Annotated in this window: 18 protein-coding genes and 1 tRNA gene; 10 read left to right on the plus strand and 9 right to left on the minus strand. The window is 68.5% G+C overall.

Annotated features, from left to right (window positions below; translation table 11 throughout):
- Positions 1 to 24 precede the first annotated feature (24 nt).
- Positions 25 to 579 (plus strand): hypothetical protein, encoded by a 555-nt coding sequence (locus tag GYM46_RS08730; RefSeq protein ID WP_155988141.1) that lies wholly within the window; start codon positions 25 to 27, stop codon positions 577 to 579.
- 7 nt (positions 580 to 586) lie between these two features.
- On the opposite strand, the gene GYM46_RS08735 is transcribed toward GYM46_RS08730, so the two are convergent.
- Positions 587 to 922, minus strand: a complete 336-nt coding sequence (locus tag GYM46_RS08735) for a DUF2794 domain-containing protein (protein WP_008262258.1) — start codon at positions 920 to 922, stop codon at positions 587 to 589.
- 345 nt (positions 923 to 1267) lie between these two features.
- Positions 1268 to 2623 (minus strand): trypsin-like peptidase domain-containing protein, encoded by a 1356-nt coding sequence (locus GYM46_RS08740; RefSeq protein WP_008264152.1) that lies wholly within the window; start codon positions 2621 to 2623, stop codon positions 1268 to 1270.
- 154 nt (positions 2624 to 2777) lie between these two features.
- Between GYM46_RS08740 and GYM46_RS08745 the strand changes: the two genes are divergently transcribed.
- Positions 2778 to 3077, plus strand: a complete 300-nt coding sequence (locus GYM46_RS08745; RefSeq protein ID WP_008263032.1) for a DUF6356 family protein — start codon at positions 2778 to 2780, stop codon at positions 3075 to 3077.
- Between the two features lie 81 nt (positions 3078 to 3158).
- Positions 3159 to 4331: a 23S rRNA (adenine(2503)-C(2))-methyltransferase RlmN gene (rlmN, locus tag GYM46_RS08750; protein WP_008259577.1), complete on the plus strand. Its 1173-nt coding sequence runs from the start codon at positions 3159 to 3161 to the stop codon at positions 4329 to 4331.
- On the opposite strand, the gene GYM46_RS08755 is transcribed toward rlmN, so the two are convergent.
- The gene (locus GYM46_RS08755) at positions 4291 to 4737 is read right to left on the minus strand and encodes a hypothetical protein (protein WP_040349827.1); all 447 of its coding nucleotides are present in this window, start codon (positions 4735 to 4737) and stop codon (positions 4291 to 4293) included. The genes rlmN and GYM46_RS08755 overlap by 41 nt on opposite strands.
- On the minus strand, positions 4734 to 5645 hold the full coding sequence (locus GYM46_RS08760) for an acyl-CoA desaturase (RefSeq protein ID WP_008260768.1): 912 nt from the start codon (positions 5643 to 5645) through the stop codon (positions 4734 to 4736). Before GYM46_RS08760 ends, GYM46_RS08755 begins: the two co-directional genes overlap by 4 nt.
- A 90-nt stretch (positions 5646 to 5735) precedes the next feature.
- Between GYM46_RS08760 and GYM46_RS08765 the strand changes: the two genes are divergently transcribed.
- From GYM46_RS08765 to GYM46_RS08775, 3 genes are all read left to right on the plus strand, one after another.
- Entirely contained in the window at positions 5736 to 6068 is a 333-nt protein-coding gene (locus GYM46_RS08765; RefSeq protein ID WP_008263381.1) for a metalloregulator ArsR/SmtB family transcription factor, read from the plus strand.
- 69 nt (positions 6069 to 6137) lie between these two features.
- The gene (locus GYM46_RS08770) at positions 6138 to 6578 is read left to right on the plus strand and encodes a DUF350 domain-containing protein (protein WP_008263805.1); all 441 of its coding nucleotides are present in this window, start codon (positions 6138 to 6140) and stop codon (positions 6576 to 6578) included.
- Positions 6579 to 6593: 15 nt separating this feature from the next.
- Positions 6594 to 7424: a S1 family peptidase gene (locus GYM46_RS08775; protein WP_008264237.1), complete on the plus strand. Its 831-nt coding sequence runs from the start codon at positions 6594 to 6596 to the stop codon at positions 7422 to 7424.
- Positions 7425 to 7488: 64 nt separating this feature from the next.
- On the opposite strand, the gene GYM46_RS08780 is transcribed toward GYM46_RS08775, so the two are convergent.
- Together GYM46_RS08780 and GYM46_RS08785 are read right to left on the minus strand one after the other, a co-directional pair.
- On the minus strand, positions 7489 to 10338 hold the full coding sequence (locus tag GYM46_RS08780) for a M16 family metallopeptidase (protein ID WP_008261314.1): 2850 nt from the start codon (positions 10336 to 10338) through the stop codon (positions 7489 to 7491).
- Between the two features lie 81 nt (positions 10339 to 10419).
- Positions 10420 to 11289: an isoaspartyl peptidase/L-asparaginase family protein gene (locus GYM46_RS08785; RefSeq protein WP_008261662.1), complete on the minus strand. Its 870-nt coding sequence runs from the start codon at positions 11287 to 11289 to the stop codon at positions 10420 to 10422.
- A 144-nt stretch (positions 11290 to 11433) separates the two neighbouring features.
- Here GYM46_RS08785 and GYM46_RS08790 point away from each other — a divergent pair, with 144 nt between their 5' ends.
- Positions 11434 to 12435, plus strand: coding sequence for an NADPH:quinone oxidoreductase family protein (locus GYM46_RS08790; RefSeq protein ID WP_040349826.1), 1002 nt, complete (start codon positions 11434 to 11436; stop codon positions 12433 to 12435).
- Positions 12436 to 12592: 157 nt separating this feature from the next.
- Here the strand turns inward: GYM46_RS08790 and GYM46_RS08795 are convergent, their stop codons facing one another.
- Entirely contained in the window at positions 12593 to 12982 is a 390-nt protein-coding gene (locus GYM46_RS08795; protein ID WP_008258645.1) for a YkvA family protein, read from the minus strand.
- Positions 12983 to 13037: 55 nt separating this feature from the next.
- On the opposite strand from GYM46_RS08795, the gene GYM46_RS08800 reads away from it, so the two are divergent.
- From GYM46_RS08800 to arsH, 3 genes are all read left to right on the plus strand, one after another.
- A complete protein-coding gene (locus GYM46_RS08800; RefSeq protein WP_040349825.1) occupies positions 13038 to 13820 on the plus strand; it encodes an SDR family NAD(P)-dependent oxidoreductase in 783 nt (260 codons plus the stop codon).
- 219 nt (positions 13821 to 14039) lie between these two features.
- Positions 14040 to 14114, plus strand: a tRNA-Gly gene (locus GYM46_RS08805).
- A 471-nt stretch (positions 14115 to 14585) separates the two neighbouring features.
- The gene (gene arsH, locus GYM46_RS08810; RefSeq protein WP_035307546.1) at positions 14586 to 15341 is read left to right on the plus strand and encodes an arsenical resistance protein ArsH; all 756 of its coding nucleotides are present in this window, start codon (positions 14586 to 14588) and stop codon (positions 15339 to 15341) included.
- 116 nt (positions 15342 to 15457) lie between these two features.
- Here arsH and GYM46_RS08815 read toward each other — a convergent pair whose 3' ends face one another.
- The gene (locus GYM46_RS08815; protein ID WP_164952648.1) at positions 15458 to 16567 is read right to left on the minus strand and encodes a Fic family protein; all 1110 of its coding nucleotides are present in this window, start codon (positions 16565 to 16567) and stop codon (positions 15458 to 15460) included.
- Between the two features lie 224 nt (positions 16568 to 16791).
- Entirely contained in the window at positions 16792 to 18723 is a 1932-nt protein-coding gene (locus GYM46_RS08820) for a cytochrome c/FTR1 family iron permease (protein ID WP_088582524.1), read from the minus strand.
- Positions 18724 to 18844 lie beyond the last annotated feature (121 nt).

Consider the following 18844-nt stretch of genomic DNA (forward strand, 5'->3'; position numbering starts at 1 on the left):
TCGTCGCTCGGGGGGTGCCTGACATTGGCCGCCATTCAGAGGGCCAATGAGGAACGAGAAGTTTCGCAACGTTTGCATGCGGGGGCCGTCGAGCAATCCTGGTTCGAACGCGAGGGATTTCCACTTTCGGGCAATGTCGAGGTGAAGACTCCTACAATCGTTGCGACGCCGGACGGCTCTCGGCCGGTGGAGCCGGAAACTCTGACCTGCGAGGGGCTGTCCGCCAGACTGATCCCAGACACGCCGCATCATCGCTGGGTTCTGGAACATCGATTTGGCTTTGCGCTGGAGCCCGGCGGCGAGTGGCGAAGCGGCGTTCCGGGGCTGCATCGCTGGGCTTGGCCGGAAAGCCCAGCCTATGTCCAAGATGTCGAATGCGGTTCCGGCGGCGTGTTCAGCTTTCCGAAGATACCCGACGGGCGGTACTTCTTCATGGCGGGTCTCAACTCACCTTCTTATGATTCCGCGAGTCGAGTGGATTTCGTCCTGAAACCCCTAGTCGTTTCGGGCGGGCGTCGACGCCCGCAGTTGATAGTCGTCATGGAGTACGGGGCCGTCTCGCGGCCGTCGAAGAAATAGGCCCGTCTTAATCCACCACCTGGAACTTCCGGCCGTCGAACACCCGCAGGACTTGGGCCAGGTCGCGGCCGCGTTTGAGGATCTGGCCGCCTTCGCCGATGATCGCCCACTGGCCCTGGCGCACCTGGAGCGCCGGGCGTTTCTCGATGCGGTAGAAGGGGGCGTCGCCCGACCGGCGGAAGACGGCGACCTCGGCGAAGTCCTTGTGGCCGACCATGGCGTAGTCGCGCCATTCCCCCTGGGCGACCATGCGGCCATAGACCCGCAGGATCAGGTCCAGCTCGCGCCGTTCAAAGAAGACCGTGCCGGATTGGGGCTGGGCCTCGTGCGGGGTCATGCTCATGGTCTGAACTTAGTCGCCCCGGCGAGCGGCGCCAGAGGGGTCTGGCGGGGAAGAAAACGCCCGCGACACCAAATGGCCCTGTTTCGGTCCTTCGCCCGCCCGTTTGGAAGGCGAGATACCGATCATCGGCTCGTCGGAGTTCGGAAGCGTCCGGATCCTGAACAGCCCCCCCAGCCCCCTGGATGTTTCCACAAAGGGCTCCGGCGGCCGATGCTTCCTCCAAGCGAGCGCCCGCCTTGCCGATCCCCTCCCCCTCCCAGGCAAGGCGGGTGTTTCTTTCTGGAGCCAGGCTCGGGTCGGATGCGCCACGGTCGGCGCCCGACCCGAAGCCTTTAGGCCGCGCCCTCAGGCCGTAAGAGGGATTTCCAGGTTCACCGTCACCGTATCGCCATTGCGGCGCGCCTCGACCGCGGTCGCGCCCGCCGATCCGCGCAGGGCCTCGGCCGCCGCGCGGGCGTCTGCGACCGGGGCACCCCCGACTGAAGTAATGATGTCGCCGGCGATCAGTTCGCCCTGGGCCGCCGCCGAGCCGCCCTCGACAGCGACGACCTGAACCTCGCCATCGAGGTCGCGCAGGGTGGCGCCGTAAGCCAGCACCCGGTCCGCGCCGATATGGACCGCGCCCTCGACGGGGGTCGCAACCGTCAGGGCGGTCGTGGCCTCGTGCCCGGCGCGCAGATAGACCACGTTCAGGCTGGACCCCGGCGCGGCGACGCCGACCGTGGCGTTGACCGACCCGGCGTTGGCCACCGGCCGGCCCTGGATGCGGGTGACGACGTCGTCGTCGCGCAGGCCTGCCCGTTCGGCCGGCGAGCCGGGGGCCACGTCGGCGACCACGGCCCCGCGCACGATGCCCAGCCGCATCTCGCGGGCGCGTTCGGCGGTCAGGGAGGCGAAGATGGCCCCGGTCTCGCCGCGCTTGACCTCGCCGTGGGCGCGCAGCTGGTCGGCGACATACAGCATGATCCGCGTGGGCACGGCGAAGGCGATGCCGTCATTGCCCCCGCCCATGCCGCCCGACAGGATCGAGGTGTTGATCCCGATCAGCCGCCCCCGGCTGTCCAGCAGCGGCCCGCCCGAATTGCCCGAGTTCACGGCCGCGTCGGTCTGGATATAGTCCTCGACGGCGTCGCCCAGGCCCGAACGGTTCAGGCCCGAAATGACCCCCATGGTCAGGGTCTGGTCCAGGCCCAGCGGATATCCGACCGCAAAGGCCAGGTCGCCGGTCCGCAGGGTGTCGGAATCGACCGTCTGGACCTGTTTCAGGTTCAGCGGCCGGCCGTCGGGCACGATCTTCAGCACGGCGATGTCGGTGGCCTTGTCCGCCCCGACCAGGACGGCGTCGAACAGGCGGCCGTCGGTCAGGTCGACGGTGAATTTCCGCCCGTTCTCGACCACGTGGTTGTTGGTGATCAATATGCCCTGGGCCGCGTCGACGATGACGCCCGAGCCCGAGGCGTAGGGTTTGGGATCGTCGGCGTCCGAGCTGGGGCCGCGCGACTGGCCCAGGGTCGTCACCTGGACCACGGCGGGCAGGGAGGCCTCCAGGCCGGCGGCGAAACTGAAGACTCCGCGCCGGGCGTCATAGGGAAGATAGCTGGGGCCGGACTGCGCCGGAGACTGCGCAAGGACCGGACCGGCGAAGGCCAGCAGAGCGGCCGCAAGAGCGAGGGTCGAGGCGGCCGTGGAGCGAAGCGTCATCGAGATTTCCTTGATCGAGACGCGACTCTAGCCCGAGTTCTCGCGCATGACGATGGGCTCGGCGGCGGCTTGTTTCGGGCGGTTGCAAAACAAGGCTTGCGTCAGGCCCGCTCCCACATGACCATCGGCGTTCGCGAACACCCGGAGCCGCCGCATGAGCCAGACGACGATCGACCGCGCCCGCTCGGGTTCGACGGCGTTCGACCGCCTGTTCCGCGAGCACCCCCGCCAGGTCGGCGAGACCTATCTCCAGCATATGGCCGCCTCGGCCGTCTTCGGTTTCCGCCTGCTGCGGCTGGCCGGCGCCGCCTTCGCCCATGCCCTGATCCCTGGCGTGCACAAGACCACAGTCTCCACCGCCGTGCGCTGCATGGCCCAGGAAATGGGCGGCCGGGCGGAAGAGGCGAAACTGACCCGGATGCGCGATGCTGGGGTGTGGGACGTGGGGCTCTAGTCGGGTCGGGAACCGCCCGGCCATGCAATTGCCGGGGTTCGTGCTATATAGGCCGGCTAAACCGCATCCAGGATCGCCGCCTTGAGCATCACGCTCGATCTTTCCCGTGTCTCCAACGCGCCCGCTTTGAAGGCCCCCGTCAACCTGTCCGGTCTGACGCGCGCGGGCCTGCGCCAGGCGCTGATCGACGCGAACGTCTGTCCGCCCGAAAAGGCCAAGATGCGCGCCAGCCAGGTGTGGAGCTGGATCCACCACTACGGCGTCACCGAGTTTTCGGCCATGAGCAATGTGGCCAAGGACATGCAGGCCAAGCTGGCCGAGCATTTCACCCTGGCCCGGCCCGAGATCGTCGAACGCCAGGTGTCGAAGGACGGCACCCGCAAATGGCTGATCCGCACCGCCCCGGGCATCGAGATCGAGACCGTCTATATCCCCGACGTGGGCCGGGCCGGCGCCCTGTGCGTGTCCAGCCAGGTCGGCTGCACCCTGAACTGCACCTTCTGCCACACCGGCACGCAGAAGCTGGTCCGCAACCTGACCGCCGCCGAGATCGTGGCCCAGGTCCAGGTCGCCCGCGACGACCTGGAGGAATGGCCGTCTCCGAAAGAAGACCGCCGCCTGTCCAACATCGTCTTCATGGGCATGGGCGAGCCGCTCTACAATCTGGACCATGTCGCCGACGCCATCGACATCATCTCGGACAATGAGGGCATCGCCCTGTCGCGTCGGCGGATCACGGTCTCGACCTCGGGCGTGGCGCCGCAGCTCGACGCCCTTGGCACGCGCACGGCGGCCATGCTGGCCATCAGCCTGCACGCCACCAACGACGCCCTGCGCGATGTCCTGGTGCCGCTGAACAAGAAATATCCGCTGGACCAGCTGATGGCGGGCATCCGGGCCTATCCGGGCCTGTCGAACGCGCGGCGGGTGACGTTCGAATACGTCATGCTGAAGGGCGTCAACGACAGTCCCGAAGAGGCGCGGGCCTTGCTGAAGCTGATCGAGGGCATTCCGGCCAAGATCAACCTGATTCCGTTCAACCCCTGGCCGGGCGTCGAATACGAATGCTCGGACTGGAAGACGATCGAGCGTTTCGCCGCCATCCTGAACAAGGCCGGCTACGCCAGCCCCATCCGCACGCCGCGCGGCCGCGACATCCTGGCCGCCTGCGGCCAGCTGAAGTCCGAGAGCGAGAAGGTGCGGGCGAGCGCGCTCAGGAAGGCGGAGCAGGCGGCGGGGGCGGAAGCGGCCTGAACGGACGATTGTAGACCATCCACCAAGCGACATAGCCTGCGGCCGCGCCGGGAAAAATGAGCAGGTATGGCGGAACGATAGGCCAGAGAATCCACTGGGCCAGACTCGCGCTGGGCGCGCCAATCACGGCCCCGACCAAAGGCGAGCGCAGCCCCATTCTGTGCGTCATGGCCCAGGCTGGCCAGCCCACCATCACGATGCCGATGAGAAAGACGGGCGTAGCCACGCTGAAGACGAGGATTATCCCAATCAGCCAAGCGAAGAGGTGTGTCGGATAGTCCGTTGCTGAAAGCTGATCCCACATGGCCAAAAAAACGAGTTGACCCGAAAAGCTGGCTCCGCCCGCGACCGCTCCGAAGATTAAGGCGCGAAACAGATGGTCGAAGGGAATGCGCTCGCGGTTCATGCCGAAGCTCGCCCTAACTGAGCCGCCCGCTCCGTCATCGTCGCCGGCGTCCGCACGTCCCAGGCCAGACCCAGCCGTTCCAGCAACTGGATGAACCGGAACCCCCAGTCGCTCTGGCCGGGATAGAGGCCGATCTTCGCCGAGCCCGGATAGGCGTGGTGGTTGTTGTGCCAGGCCTCCCCCATGGTCGGGATGGCGGCCCAGGGCACGTCATGGGCCTGGACGCCCGCCTCGCGCACCAGCCAAGTCTGCGGGCCTCGACGGTGGGCCAGATGGCCGACGAACCAATGGCCGATGACGCTGGCCGAGACCCGGGCGCAGACGCCCCAGACCACGAAGCCCCAGCCGCCCATCAGCCACAGCGCCGCTGCGACAGGAAGCTGTTGCAGCATCCAGGTCCGTTCCAGGAACCGATAGAAGGGATCGCAGCCGATCCGGCCCAGATCGAAACGCGGCGGTCGTTCCAGCACCAGCCGGCAGTGCATCTGCCACCAGGCGTCGACCGCCATAGGCCGCCGGTGGGCCAGATAGTCGTGGCAGGCGGTCTGGCGCTGGGCCCAGTCGCGCATGTCGTGGCTGCGGATCATCCAGAAGGGACCGCTCATGCCGACCAAGGTCCCGAACCAGACCAAAACCCGCTCGAGCCACAGCGGGCATTCGAAGCTGCCGTGGATCAGCCGGCGATGGAATCCGACCGAATGGCCCAGCAGCAGGGTCGCCCCCGTCGTGACCACGAAGGCCGCGACAGCGGCCAGGCTGAAGGTCATGGCGCCGAAGATCAGGGTGGCCGCGAGCATGCCGCCGTTCCACAGCGAATGAAGCGGGTCCCAGACCACCCGACCCTCGGTCGGGCTGCAGCCGGGTGTCGCGACCAGGCTGTTCACGGCGCAGGGATCATGGTGGTGCATGTCGCGCCTCCCGGTAGGTAGTTAGGTAATCACTTAAACACCGAAATGAGTCACTGGCAAGCGGTTAGCAAATCGCTTAAATACCGCCCTATGCAACGCGTGTTCGAAGCCCTTTCCAGTCCCGTCCGTCGCAAAATCCTAGCCTATCTTGCCCACGCGGACCTGACCGCTGGCGAGATCGCGGCCAAGTTCGAGATCTCCAAGCCGGCGGTGTCCCAGCATCTGTCGGTGCTGGAGGTCGCGGGTCTGGTGACCAGCGAAAAGAAGGGCCAGTACGTTCACTACAGCCTGGCGCCCGACCAACTGACCAACACCCTGAACGGCTATGTCCAGGAGGTCTGCCCGGTCGCCAAGCCGCTGAAACGCGAGAGCGCGGCCCTGGCCAAGGCGCGAGCGAACACGCCGAAGGACGACGGTCTGTAATCTTTCGTCACAAGGTGTTGCTTCGCCGCGCTTGCGGATTGGGGCGGCAATCGGGCAAGGCGTGTGGATATGGACCCATCACTGTCCGACGTTCTGTCCAGCGCCGAGGTGCAGGCTTTCGCCTCGGGCTTTCCGGTCATGGTCATGCACCTGGCCGTCACCCTGCTGCTGCTCGCAGCGGGGGCGGCGATCTACGCCATGCTGACGCCGTGGAAGGAGATCGCCCTGATCCGCGAGGGCAATCCGGCCGCCGCCGTGGCCTTCGCCGGGATATTGGTTGGTCTGGCCATTCCGCTGGCGGTGTCCCTGTCGGTCTCGACCTCGGTTCGGGACATCACCATCTGGGGGGTGGCGACCCTGGTGCTGCAACTTCTGGCCTTCCGGGTCGTGGACCTGATGCTGCACGGCCTGCCGCAGCGGATCAAGGACGGCGAGGTCTCGGCCGCCGTGGTCCTGGTGGGGGCCAAGCTCGCCACGGCCGTGATCCTGTCCGCCGCCCTGACCGGCTGATCGGCGGGCTGACCCATGCAATTCCCCCGCCTGCCGGACTGGGCCATCTACAGCGCGGTCGCGGGCGTGCTGCTGGCCGTGTCGCTGGGCCGGCGCGAGAACGCCGACGCTCCGCCCGCGCCGCCGCCGCCGGACGAGATCGAGGGCGCCCTGCTGGGACCCGTCACCCCCTTCGATGCGGCCGTCACCCTGGACGCGCCGGACACGCCGTTCAGGCCCCGCTCCGGCACCGCCTTTTCCATCGCCGGGCGCGGCCGCTGGATCACCGCCCGCCATGTGGTCGAGGGCTGTCGTCGCCCGGCCCTGGTGATCGGCGGCGGCCGGGCCGTGGCCGCCGACGTGCGCCTGGCGCCCCGCGCCGACGTGGCGCTGCTCATTACCGACGGCGGCCCGCCCGCCCTGCCGGTCGCCGCCCAGACGCCGCTGCGCAAGGGCCAGCGCGCCTTTCATCCCGGCTTCCCCCAAGGGCGGGCCGGCGAGGTGACCTCGCGCCTGCTGGGTCGCGAGACCCTGAAGGTGTTCGGGCGCGGCGCCCGTGACGAGCCGGTCCTGGCCTGGGCCGAGGTCGGACGCACCGACGGACTGGAGGGCACCCTGTCGGGTCTGTCGGGCGCGCCGGTGATGGATGGACGCGGCCGCGTCCTGGGGGTCACTATCGCCGAGGCCCCGCGCCGGGGGCGAATCTACACCACGGCGCCGGAATCCTTCGCTCCCGCCATTCGCGGCGAACAGCGCGCGGACGAGGTGGCGCTGGGCGAGCCGGTGACCATCGACAACTATGGCCGGGTGGCGGATGCCCTGCGGCGGGACCTGCGCGTGGCGCAGGTGGTGTGTCTGTCGGTTTGAGGCGGGCCGTTAACCCGTCATCCTCGGGACAAGCCCGAGGATGACGGGGTCTAGATGGCCGCCTTTATTTCAGCGCGCCGCTGTTCAGGTTCAGGTCCCCGGCCTCGATGACCTCCAGGTTCGGGTGTTTGGCGCGCAGGGCGTCGAGGAACAGCGAACCGTCGCCGACGATCACCAGGCTGGCGCGATTGACCGGCAGGTGGTCGGCGAAGGCGGCCTGGACCTGTTCCGGCGTCACGGCGCGGACGCGGCCGGCGTAGTCGGCCAGATCGCTCATCGGCAGGTCGTACAGGGCCAGGTTGGCGACCAGGGCGCCCAGGCCGTCGACCGTCTCCAGCGAGCGGCCGAAGCCGCCGATCAGGGTGGCCCGGCGCGGGGCCAGGTCGGTCTGGGTCGGGGTTTCGGCGCCCAGTTTGGCGATCTCGGCCAGGATCAGGTCGGCGACCTCGTCGGCGGTCTCGTTCTTGGTCTGGGCTGAGGCGGTGAAGAGACCCGCGTCGGCGCGGACGCCCAGCGAGGATCCGGCGCCGTAGGACAGGCCGCGCTTGATGCGGATTTCCTGGTTCAGCCGCGACGAGAAGCCGCCGCCCAGCAGGGTGTTGCCCACCGTCAGCGGGAAATAGTCGGCGTCGGTGCGCGACACGCCGCGGATGGCGGCGGTGACGGCGGCCTGACCGGCGCCCGGCTGGTTCACCACCACGATGCGCGGGGCCAGAGCCTGACCTGCGGGATTGGCGGCGCCGGCGGGCGCCGTCCCGGCCGGGCGCCAGTCGCCGAACGCCTGTTGCGCCAGGGTGCGGGCGGCGGCGGGGGTGATGTCGCCCGAGAAGACCAGGGTGGCGTCCGACGGCCGATAGCGGGCGGCGTGGAAGGCGGCGACGTCGGCGGGGGTGATGGCCGGCACCGTCTGTGGCGTGAGCGTCGCGCCATAGGGGGCGTCGCCATAGATGACGCGGCCCACGGTCATGCTGGCGATGGAACTCGGCTGGCTGAGCGCGACGCGCAGGCCGTCCAGGGCCTGGGCCTGCTGACGCTCAAGCTCCTCGGCGGCGAAGACCGGGTTCTTCACCAGATCGGCCATCAGGGCGACTGTCGCCGGGAAGGCGTTGGCCGGGGCGTTGGCGTAGACATTGGTGAAGTCCACGCCGGCGCCGGCGCCGACCGAGGCGCCCAGTTGTTCGATCTGGGTCGCGATCTCGGGCGCCGTCCTGGTCTTGGTGCCCTGGGTCAGCAGGGCGGCGGTCATGGCGGCGATCCCGGCCTTGCCCGCCGGATCGTCGGCCGAGCCGGCGTCGAAGCTTAGACGGGCCGACACCAGCGGCAGGCCGTCGGTCGGGGCGACCAGGACGCGCAGGCCGTTGTCGAGACGGAAGTCGGCGACGCTGGGCGTGGCCGGGGCCACTTCGGCTCCCGGCTGCGGCAGGGGCGTGCGCTGGGCCTCGGGCAGCAGGAGGGCGGGGGTCCCGGCCGGCGCCAGGTCGGCGACCTTGACCGGGGCGTCGACGTTCATCTTCTGAACCGAGGGCGGGTTCTGCTCGTCGGCGGCCAGGTAGCGGATCGTCGCCTGGCGCTGCGGCGTCAGATATTTGCGCGCCACGCGCTGGATGTCGGCGACCGTGACGGCCTGGATCTGGGCGATCTCGCGGTCGGCGGCAGCGGCGTCGCCGGTGTTGATCAGGGCGAAACCGAGCGCGGTGGCGCGGTCGTCCACCGTCTCGCGGCTGCGCAGGGCGTCGGCGACGATCTCGTTCTTGGCCTCGGTCAGTTCGGCGGCGGTGACGGGGGCGTCGCGCAGCTTGGCGATCTCGGCGTTCAGGGCGGCCACGCCCTCTTCGGCCGTATGGCCCTGGGCCATGATGGCCAGGGCGGTCAGATTGCCGGCCTGCTGGGCGAAGTCGGGGGTCGAGCCGATCTGGGCGGCGATCTGCTGATCATAGACCAGCGACCGGTACAGGCGGCTCGACTCGCCGGTGGACAGGATGCCGTCCAGCACGGTCAGGGCGGCCCGGTCGGCGTCGGCGTATTTGACCGTCGGCCAGCCGACGACGGCGGTGGGCAGGGGCACGTTGGGCGCATAATAGGTGGCGTCGCGCGGGCCGGTCGGCTCGGGCTCGACGACATTATTGGCCGGCAGCGGCGTGGTCGGGTTCTTCAGCGGGGCGAAATACTGGTCGATCCAGCGGTCCAACTGGGCCTGGTCGAAATTGCCCGCCACGATCAGATAGGCGTTGTCGGGCCGGTAATAGGTGGCGTGGAAGCGCAGCACGTCGTCCAGGGACGAGGCCTCGAGCTCCTCGATCGAGCCGATGCCGGCGCGGCGATAGGGGCTCTCCTGATACAGGGTCTCGGGCACGAACAGGCCGAACAGCCGGCCGTAGGGATTGGCCAGAATGCGCTGGCGGTATTCCTCCTTCACCACGTCGCGCTCGGCGACGAAGGTCGGCTCGTCCACGACCAGGGAGCCCATCCGCTCGGCCTCGGCGAACAGCATCCGCTGCAGGTGGTTGGCGGGGACGGTCTCGAAATAGGCGGTGGTGTCGTCGGCGGTGAAGGCGTTGTTCGACCCGCCCACGTCCTCGGTCAGCCGGTCGAAGGTCTCGGGCGGCAGGTTCTTCGTCGCCTTGAACATCAGGTGTTCGAACAGGTGGGCGAAGCCCGAGCGGCCGGCGGGATCGTCCTTGGACCCCACCTTGTACCAGACCTGGACCGTCACGTTCGAGGTGTCGGCGTCGCGCGCCGTATAGACCTCAAGCCCGTTCGGCAGCACGCGCTTGGCGAAGCCAAGCGGCGGCACGACCACGCCCTGGGCGGCTTGGACAGCGGCGGGCGCGGGGGCCGGGGCGGCGAAGGCGGGGGCGGCCAGCCCCAGCAGCAGGGCCGAGGCGGCGACGGTAAGGGACAGGCGGAATTTCATGCGGCTCTCCAAGGCCCGGAACGCCGGGCGGCTGGACCGTATCAGCGATTGCCCGCAACGCACCTTACAGAGCTGTAATCTTCAGCGTCCGAACACCTCGACGCCGATATCGCCGGCGGACGTCAGCCAGGCGCGCTTCATGCCCTGGCTGTTGAAAGGGCAGGCGATGTTTCCGGCGGCGTCGAGGGCGATCATTCCGCCGTCGCCCCCCATCCCGCCGATCTCGTCGATCACGGCCTGGGTGGCGGCGGCCAGGGTCTGGCCGGCGGCGACGCGCCAGGCGACCTGGGCGGCGGCGGCGACGCGGATGAAATATTCGCCCTGGCCGGTGCAGGAGGTCGCGGCGTGGCCGTCGGCCCAGGTTCCGGCGGCGGGGATGGGGGTGTCGCCGACGCGGCCCGGCATCTTGCCGAAGACCCCGGCGGTCGAGGTGGCGGCGGCGAGGCGGCCCCGGCTGTCCAGCACGCAGGCGCCGACCGTGCCGTGGCTTAGGGTTCCGGGCGGATGATTGTCCTCGCCCTGGCCGGCGCCGGTGTACCAGGCGGCCTCGTCGACGATGGGCTCCAGCCCCTGATCGTGCGCGAACAGGGCCGCGCCCTCGCCGACCAGCATGACGTGGGGCGTGCGGTCCATGACGGCGCGGGCGGCGACGACGGGGTTGCGGAAGCCTTGCAGGGCGGCGACCGACCCGGCGCGCTTGGTCGATCCGTCCATCAGGCTGGCGTCCAGCTCATAGGCGCCGGCCAGATTGGGAGAGGCGCCCTTGCCGGCGACATAGAGGCCGGAATCCTCGAGCATGGTCACGGCCGCCACGGCGACGTCCAGGGCGCTGTCGCCCACGTCCAGCCGCGCCTTCATGGCCTCGACCACCTGGCGCATGTGCGCGACCTCGGCGTCATAGTTGCGTTCGCGCCGGGCGCCGGCGCCGCCATGGAGGATGAGGGCGGTCATGTCGTCTTCCTGAGCCTGTTTCTGTCGCCTCTTTCAATCGGGCGTGGCGCTCTTTAGCGTTGGGATGAAGGCCGCGCCATGTCGGCTTGTCCAATAAACCAACGGCCTCAAGTCGTGCGAAGCGCGCTAGGCCAAGGAGGAATAATGCGCGCTGTCTTGTCCAAGGCTCCTGGCGGTCCCGAAACCCTGGTGGTGGAAGACGTGCTCGATCCCACGCCCAGGGCGGGCGAGGTGGTGATCGAGGTCAAGGCCGTGGGGATCAACTATCCCGACACGCTGATCATCGAGGACAAATACCAGTTCCGTCCCGAACGGCCGTTCTCGCCCGGCGCCGAGGTCGCTGGCGTGGTCGAGGCGGTGGGCGAGGGCGTCAAGGGCGTGGCCAAGGGCGACCGGGTCATCGCCGTGCCCGGCTGGGGCGGGCTGGTGGAGCGGCTGGCGGTGCGGGTCGAGACGGTCATTCCCATTCCAGAGGCCATGAGCTTCGAAGAGGCGGCGGCCCTGATCATGACCTATGGCACCAGCTATTATGCGCTCAAGGACCGGGCGCAGCTGAAGGCCGGAGAGACCCTGCTGGTGTTGGGGGCGGCCGGGGGCGTGGGCGCCGCCGCGGTCGAACTGGGCAAGGCCATGGGGGCGCGGGTCGTGGCCGCCGCCTCGACCAATGACAAGGTCCAGTTCGCTTTGGACCTGGGGGCCGACAACGGCCTGATCTATCCAACCGGGCCGATGGACAGGGCGGCGCAGAAGGAACTGTCGGGCGAGTTCAAACTGGCGACGGGGCGAGACGGGGCCGACGTGGTCTATGACGCGGTGGGCGGCGACTACGCCGATCCGGCGCTGCGGGCCATGGACTGGAACGGGCGCTATCTGGTGGTCGGCTTCCCGGCGGGAATCCCGTCCCTGCCGCTGAACCTGACCCTGCTGAAGTCGGTGTCTGTGATCGGGGTCTTCTGGGGCGCGGCCGTGGCGCGTGATCCGAAGGGGCACGCCGCCAACATGACCGAGCTGATGCAGATGTACGCCGAAGGCAAGATCCGGCCGCGCGTGTCGCAGACCTTCCCGCTGGAGAAGGCCGGGGAGGCGATCAAGGCGCTGGGCGACCGTCAGGCTCTGGGCAAGATCGTTGTGACGGTGGGGGATTGAGCCACCTTCTCCCCTTGCGGGAAAAGGTGGCCCGAAGGGCCGGATGAGGGGTTTGTGCGAAACGGCGAGGCCGGCGCGACCCTTCGCCCGACCGCGCCAGGACGACGGCTGCGCCGCCGTGCGCGGTCTCCTCTCCCGCAAGGGGAGAGGGGTTGGACTATTTCCCCTTCAGCCGCTGAACCGCGTCCTCGGCCTGGTCGCGGTGGCGGCGTTTGATGTTGGCGCCCAGGGTGGCGATTAGGGCGGCGATCACGGCCGCGTCGTCGGTATAGCCGATGCCGGCGAACAGGTCGGGGATCGCGTCGATCGGCATGATGAAATAGGCCAGGCCGGCGAAGATCATGCCCTTGGCCGGCAAGGGCGTCGCCGGGTCGCGCGCGGCGTACCAGGCGGCCAGGGCCTGATCTGCGAAGGGGATGCGGGCGGCCGTGCGCTGGATCTTGGGCCAGAAGCCCTTGGCGATGCGCACCTCGTTGACCTTGACGACAGAGGGCACGAGGGCCTTTCGCGGGTCCAGGGCGTCGACGGGTTTGGCTTTGGCGCTCATGGCCGCTAAATCCTCAAACGAAACTCAGGTTCAGTACAACATAGGAATGACCGGGATGAAACTCGACAGCACCATTTCCGCCGTGGTCACGGGCGGCGCCTCGGGTCTGGGCGAAGGCACGGCGCGCGCCATCGCCGCCACCGGGGCCAAGGTCGCCCTGTTCGACCTGAACGCCGAGAAGGGCGAGGCCATCGCGGCCGAGATCGGCGGCGTCTTCTGCCAAGTGGACGTCACCGACGACGCCTCGGTCGCCGCCGCCTTCGCCAAGGCCCGCGCCGCCCACGGCCAGGAGCGGCTGACCGTCAACTGCGCCGGCATCGCCACCGGAATGAAGACCGTCTCGCGCAAGAAGGACACCGGCGAGATCAAGGCCCACGACATGGCCCAGTTCGAACGCACCGTGCGGGTCAATCTGTTCGGCACCTTCCGCGTCCTGTCGCAGTCGGCGGCGGGCATGGTGACGCTGGAGCCGATGGCGGACGGCGAGCGCGGCCTGATCGTCAATACGGCGTCGGTGGCGGCCCAGGACGGCCAGATCGGCCAGGCGGCCTATTCGGCGTCCAAGGGCGGGGTCTACGCCATGACCCTGCCGATCGCGCGGGATCTGGCCCAGGAAGGGGTGCGCTGCAACACCATCCTGCCCGGCATCATGTGGACGCCGATGATGGCCGGGATGGACCAGAAGATCCAGGACGCCCTGGCCGCCGCCATCCCCTTCCCCAGCCGCCTGGGCACGCCCGCCGACTACGCCTCCCTGGTGCTGGAGCTGGCGCGCAACGTCTATATCAACGGCGAGTGCATCCGCCTGGACGGGGCTATCAGACTGGCGCCGCGCTGAGGCGCGGGGGGCGCTACGCTCGCGACGCGTTCCCGCCTTCGCGGGAATGACGAAGCTCGCTGCTTGAGCGCCAAGGGCGTGTGGGGTGCTGAAACGGTCCGAGAAATTGGGCTCAAGCAGCACGAAGTGCGATAGCCCAAAAAAAGGGGTTGCGGCCTGCCGCAACCCTCCGCTATACGCCCCCTCCTCGACGGGGAGCGCACCTAGCTCCTACGGAGTGCGGGCGTAGCTCAGTGGTAGAGCACAACCTTGCCAAGGTTGGGGTCGAGAGTTCGAATCTCTTCGCCCGCTCCAGTCGAGATTGCCAAGGCAATCAATAGGTTATGGCAGGGCGATCCCAACGGGATCGCCCACCCTATTTTTTACGCCGCTACCACACCGCTACCAAAAATCTTTTGCTGGCGAGCGCTCGCCTGTCCATTGGCATGGCGCATTGCGGTGAAGGCCCCTGAAATCTGCTGAAAAGACCGAACTAATTTTTGCGGAGATCGACCCGCGAGCAGGTCACGGGAAAATAGTGCCTTGGAATGTTGTTGCCCGCAGCTTCTTGCCTCGTATCCGTCAACCGCCGCCTTTGACTCTCTGAAGGATCCCGCGGGGTTTGGCGACGGTCAGGGTGTCGCGGTCTCGGCGCGGTCCCGAGCGATTGCTGTTCACCGTCCTGTAGTGACCTTAATAGGACCGGCCCGGTCTATCGCTCGTCCGCACGTCGGACTTCGCGGACGTCTGGCCGGCGTCGGCCGCCTGTCTGACCAAGGACCTGTGATGACCTTCACCCGCCTGCGCTCGCTGCCGGACCCGGATCATCTGCCGGCTCTGGACGCGGCCTATCTGTCCGCCGATCCCGCCCGTGGACTGGGCCCGACCGAGCCGGCGCCGCGTATCCTTCTCCTGTACGGATCGCTGCGCGAGCGGTCGTATTCGCGGTTCTGCGTCGAGGAAGCGGCCCGCCTGCTGCAGCAAATGGGATGCGAGACCCGCATCTTCGACCCCACCGACCTGCCCCTGCCGGGCGCGCCCGGCGACGACGACCACCCGGCGGTGCGCGAGTTGCGCGAACACGCCCTGTGGTCGGAGGGCATGGTCTGGTGCAGCCCGGAGCGGCACGGCCAGGTCTCCGGACTGATGAAGCTGCAGATCGATCACCTGCCGTTGAGCCTGGGCGGCATGCGCCCGACCCAGGGCCGGACGCTCGCCGTCATGCAGGTGTCGGGCGGGTCCCAGAGCTTCAACGCCGTCAACACTCTGCGCCTTCTGGGCCGCTGGATGCGGATGGTCACCATCCCCAACCAGTCGAGCGTGGCCAAGGCCTTCCAGGAATTCGACGAGGCCGGCCGGATGAAACCCTCGGCCTACTATGAGCGGATTGTCGATGTGATGGAGGAACTGGTGCGCTTCACCATCCTGGTCCGGCCCCACGCCGTTCAGCTCGTGGACCGCTATTCGGAGCGCAAGGCGGCCGGAGTTTTGGTGGATGCCGCGTCCGACCTCTCGGCCATTGCTATCGCACGCCAGGCCTGAGGCTGCGTTTTTGGCGGTAACGCGCCAGAACTGGCGAATTGCGATCCTCCCTGTCGAGGCAGGGTCTTCAGTGGAGCCGCACGGCGCAGAGCCTCGCCGGCGCCATGGGGAGGCGCTTATCCTCGATCGACCAGAGAATAGCTTGTGCTGCGTCCCCCGCCGTCATCCTTCACGAGGATGCCCCGGTCCACCAGATCTTTGATGTCGCGCAAGGCCGTGTCGGGCGAGGACTTCGTCAGCGCCGCCCATTTGGTCGAGGTGAGCTTGCCTTCGAAGCCGTCGAGCAGCCGGTTGATGACCGTGCTCTGGCGCTCGCTCAACGTCTGACCTGCGAGCGCCTCCCAGAAGCGCGCCTTGCGCATCACATGGGTCAGGGTGGCTTCCGCGCCGTCGAATGCGCGATCGAGGCAGCCGAGGAACCAGTCCAGCCAGAGGGTCACGTCCAGCGCGCCTTTCTGGGTCGTCTCCAGGGTCGCGTAGTAGTCCTTGCGCTCCAGCCGGATCTGGGCGGACATGCTGTAGAACCGCTGGGCGCTTTTCTCGGAACGGGCGAGCGCCATGTCGGCGATCGCCCGGGCGATCCGGCCGTTCCCGTCGTCGAACGGGTGGATGGTCACGAACCACAGGTGGGCGATCGCGGCCTTGAGGACCGGATCCGTCCGCGGCTCGTCAGTGAACCAGTCGAGGAACGCGCGCATCTCGTCCTGCAGACGGGCGGCGGGCGGCGCTTCATAGTGCACGCGCTCTCGTCCGAAGGGGCCCGAGACGACCTGCATCGGGCCGGAGCTCTCGTTGCGCCAGGCGCCGACGACGATCTTCGTCATGCCGCTGCGTCCGGTCGGAAACAGGGCGGCGTGCCAGCCGAACAGCCGTTCCTCGGTGAGCGGAGACGCAAAGTTCTGGGTCGCGTCGAGCATCATTTCGACGACGCCTTCGACGTTGCGATCCGCGGGGGCGAGGGCCCCGATATCCATGCCGAGGCGGCGGGCGATGGAGGATCGCACCTGATCCTTGTCGAGCAGCTCGCCTTCGATTTCGCTGGATTTCAGGACATCTTCGGTAAGGGTCTCGAGGACGGCTTCAGCGCGGAGGTCGAAGCCGAGCGTGTGCATCCGGCCAAGCAGAAGGCCTTGGCGATGACGGACGGCTGGGAGGCGATCGGCAAGCGCGTCAGCGCGCCATTCCAGACGCGGCCAGCCTTCGATCTCATGGATGTATTGCGCCATTCCCCGCACTCCTTGCGGGGAATATGGGCGTTATGCGCCGCAGGAGCAAGGCTGTTCTCCGCGTGAAGTGCGGAGAATAGGACGCCTAATCTCCGCACCAAGGGAGGCCTCGCACACTATAGGCGGCCCCCGCACCCTGGGTATCCGCGGACTGCGCGGCTATCGGCGCCCAAGGAGCTCCGAAACCCGCGGGCCGCAGTTGGGCCTCAGGCGGAGACGCCCGCTCAAGAGGCTGGGCGCGCGCCCTTCGGCGCCGCATGCCGGGAGAAGCCGACCACGAGGATAGCAATCGTCAGAAGCTGAACGGCGACGCCCTCGACCGTCGGATAAAGACCGAGGATCTCGATGCGGGGGATCCACTCCAGCGGATGGACATCGAGCCAGCCCGCCTCCTGCAGCGCAGCCACGCCCTTGCCGACGAGGACGACCGACAGGATGGCCATGAGGATCGAGCTCAGCGAGAAGAACCGGCCGATCGGGAGGCGCATGCTGTAGGCCAGCAAGGCCCAGGCCACCACGGCCAGGATGGCCACCGCCGTCAGGGCGCCGGCCAGCATGCCGAGATGGCCGCCCTGGCTCCAGATCGCCGCATAGAAGAGGATGGTCTCGAACACCTCGCGATAGACGACGATGAAGGCCAGCAGGAACAGGAACCAGGCCGACCGCTTCGACAGCGCGTGGGAGAGCTTGTCGCGGATATAGGTCTGCCAGGCGTCGGCGTGCGACTTCCCATGCATCCAGATGCCGACCGAGACGAGCACCACGGCCGCCAGGAGCGAGCCGAATCCTTCGGTGAGCTCCCGGCTGGCGCCGCTGATGGAGATGAAGAAGGTCGCGGCCGCCCAGGTGGCGCCGCCGGCGACCAGCGCGGCCACCCAGCCGCCGTGGACGTAGCGCAGCACCTCGGGCCGTTCGGCCTTCCTCAGGAAGGCGATCATCGCCACCACGATGAGGATGGCTTCCAGCCCTTCGCGCAGCAGGATGGTGAAAGCGCCGAGGAAGCTGGCGAGATTGTCCGCCTCCTGGGGCGCGAGGGCGCGTTCGGCCGTGTCCAGCAGGGCGTTCGCGCGGGCGACCCGGTCCGCGACCTCCTGGGTCGGCGCGCGCCTGCTGATCGAGATGCGCAGGTCGGTCATGGCCGTCTCGACCCGCCGCAGCAAGGCGCCGTCACGAGCGCCGAGCGCCGGCTCCACCGGTTCGACGCCGTCGAGATAGGCCGAGAGGGCGAGGTCGGTCGCGGCCTTGCGGTCGCCCCGGCGATAGGCGGCCTCGCTTTCGGCCAGTCGCGTCCGGGCCAGGGTCAGGGTCGATCCCTCGGCGCGAACCGTCGCCTCGGGATGGCGACGCAGGTGAGCGATGACCGCCCGCGCCTTCGTCTCGCCGATCCTTGTCGCCAGCTCCGCCGGGGTGGCCTGGGTGAGGGCGGCCAGGTCAGGGAACGCGGCGCGGATCGCCGCGTCGCTCTCCCAGAGGCGTCGACCTTCGGCGGCTTCGGCGTCGGTGAAGGCGAACCGGCCCACGTAGAAGGCCAAGGCCCAGCGATCCTCGGCCGGCAGATGGGCGAAGCTGGCCATGGCCGTGCCCTCGAGCCCCTGATCGATCACCTGGTAGAGGCCGAACACGCTGCGCTGACGGGCGCGCTCCACATCCGCGAAGGCGATCGCAGGCGGGTCGAGCCCCTCGGCGCCCGGGCCGTCGGCGCGTCCGGTCACGCCATGGCAGACCGAGCATTGCTCGGCATAGAGGGTCGCGCCGCGGGCCAGATCAGGCGGGAACGAAGGCGCGAGCGGGCTCGGATAGGCCGCCAGCACCGCGCCGGCCAGCGCCTTGGCTCGGGCCCCGACGACCCCCGGGTCGGCCTTGTCGAGGATGGCCGCCTGCAGGGCCTCCGCGTCACGGATCAGGCCGGCCTTGGCCGGGTTCGGCGGCAGGGCGTCCAGTCGGGTCCGGATCTGGCCGCCGAACTCGATCATCTCGCCGTATTCGGCCGGATTGGTCACCTGACCATTGGCAACCGCGCCGGCATAGTCGACCGCCACATAGTCGAGCAGTCGCCAGGCGACCTGGGCCTCGGAGGCGGACGGCGCCTGGGCCAGGGCGGGTGCGGACAGCCCCATCGCAAGCATCAGGGCGAAAAGGCGGAGCAGAGGGCGCATGGGAGACCTAGTTGTGAGCGGCTCGCAATAGCATTCAGGCGACGGCACTGTCGCGCTTTATTCGCGACGCGGCCGGGCTCGCAGGCGGCGACGGCTCCCCGTCCGCCGAGACGCCACGGCG

Origin of the sequence: Brevundimonas mediterranea (assembly GCF_011064825.1) — a bacterium.
Classification (GTDB): Bacteria; Pseudomonadota; Alphaproteobacteria; order Caulobacterales; family Caulobacteraceae; genus Brevundimonas; species Brevundimonas mediterranea_A.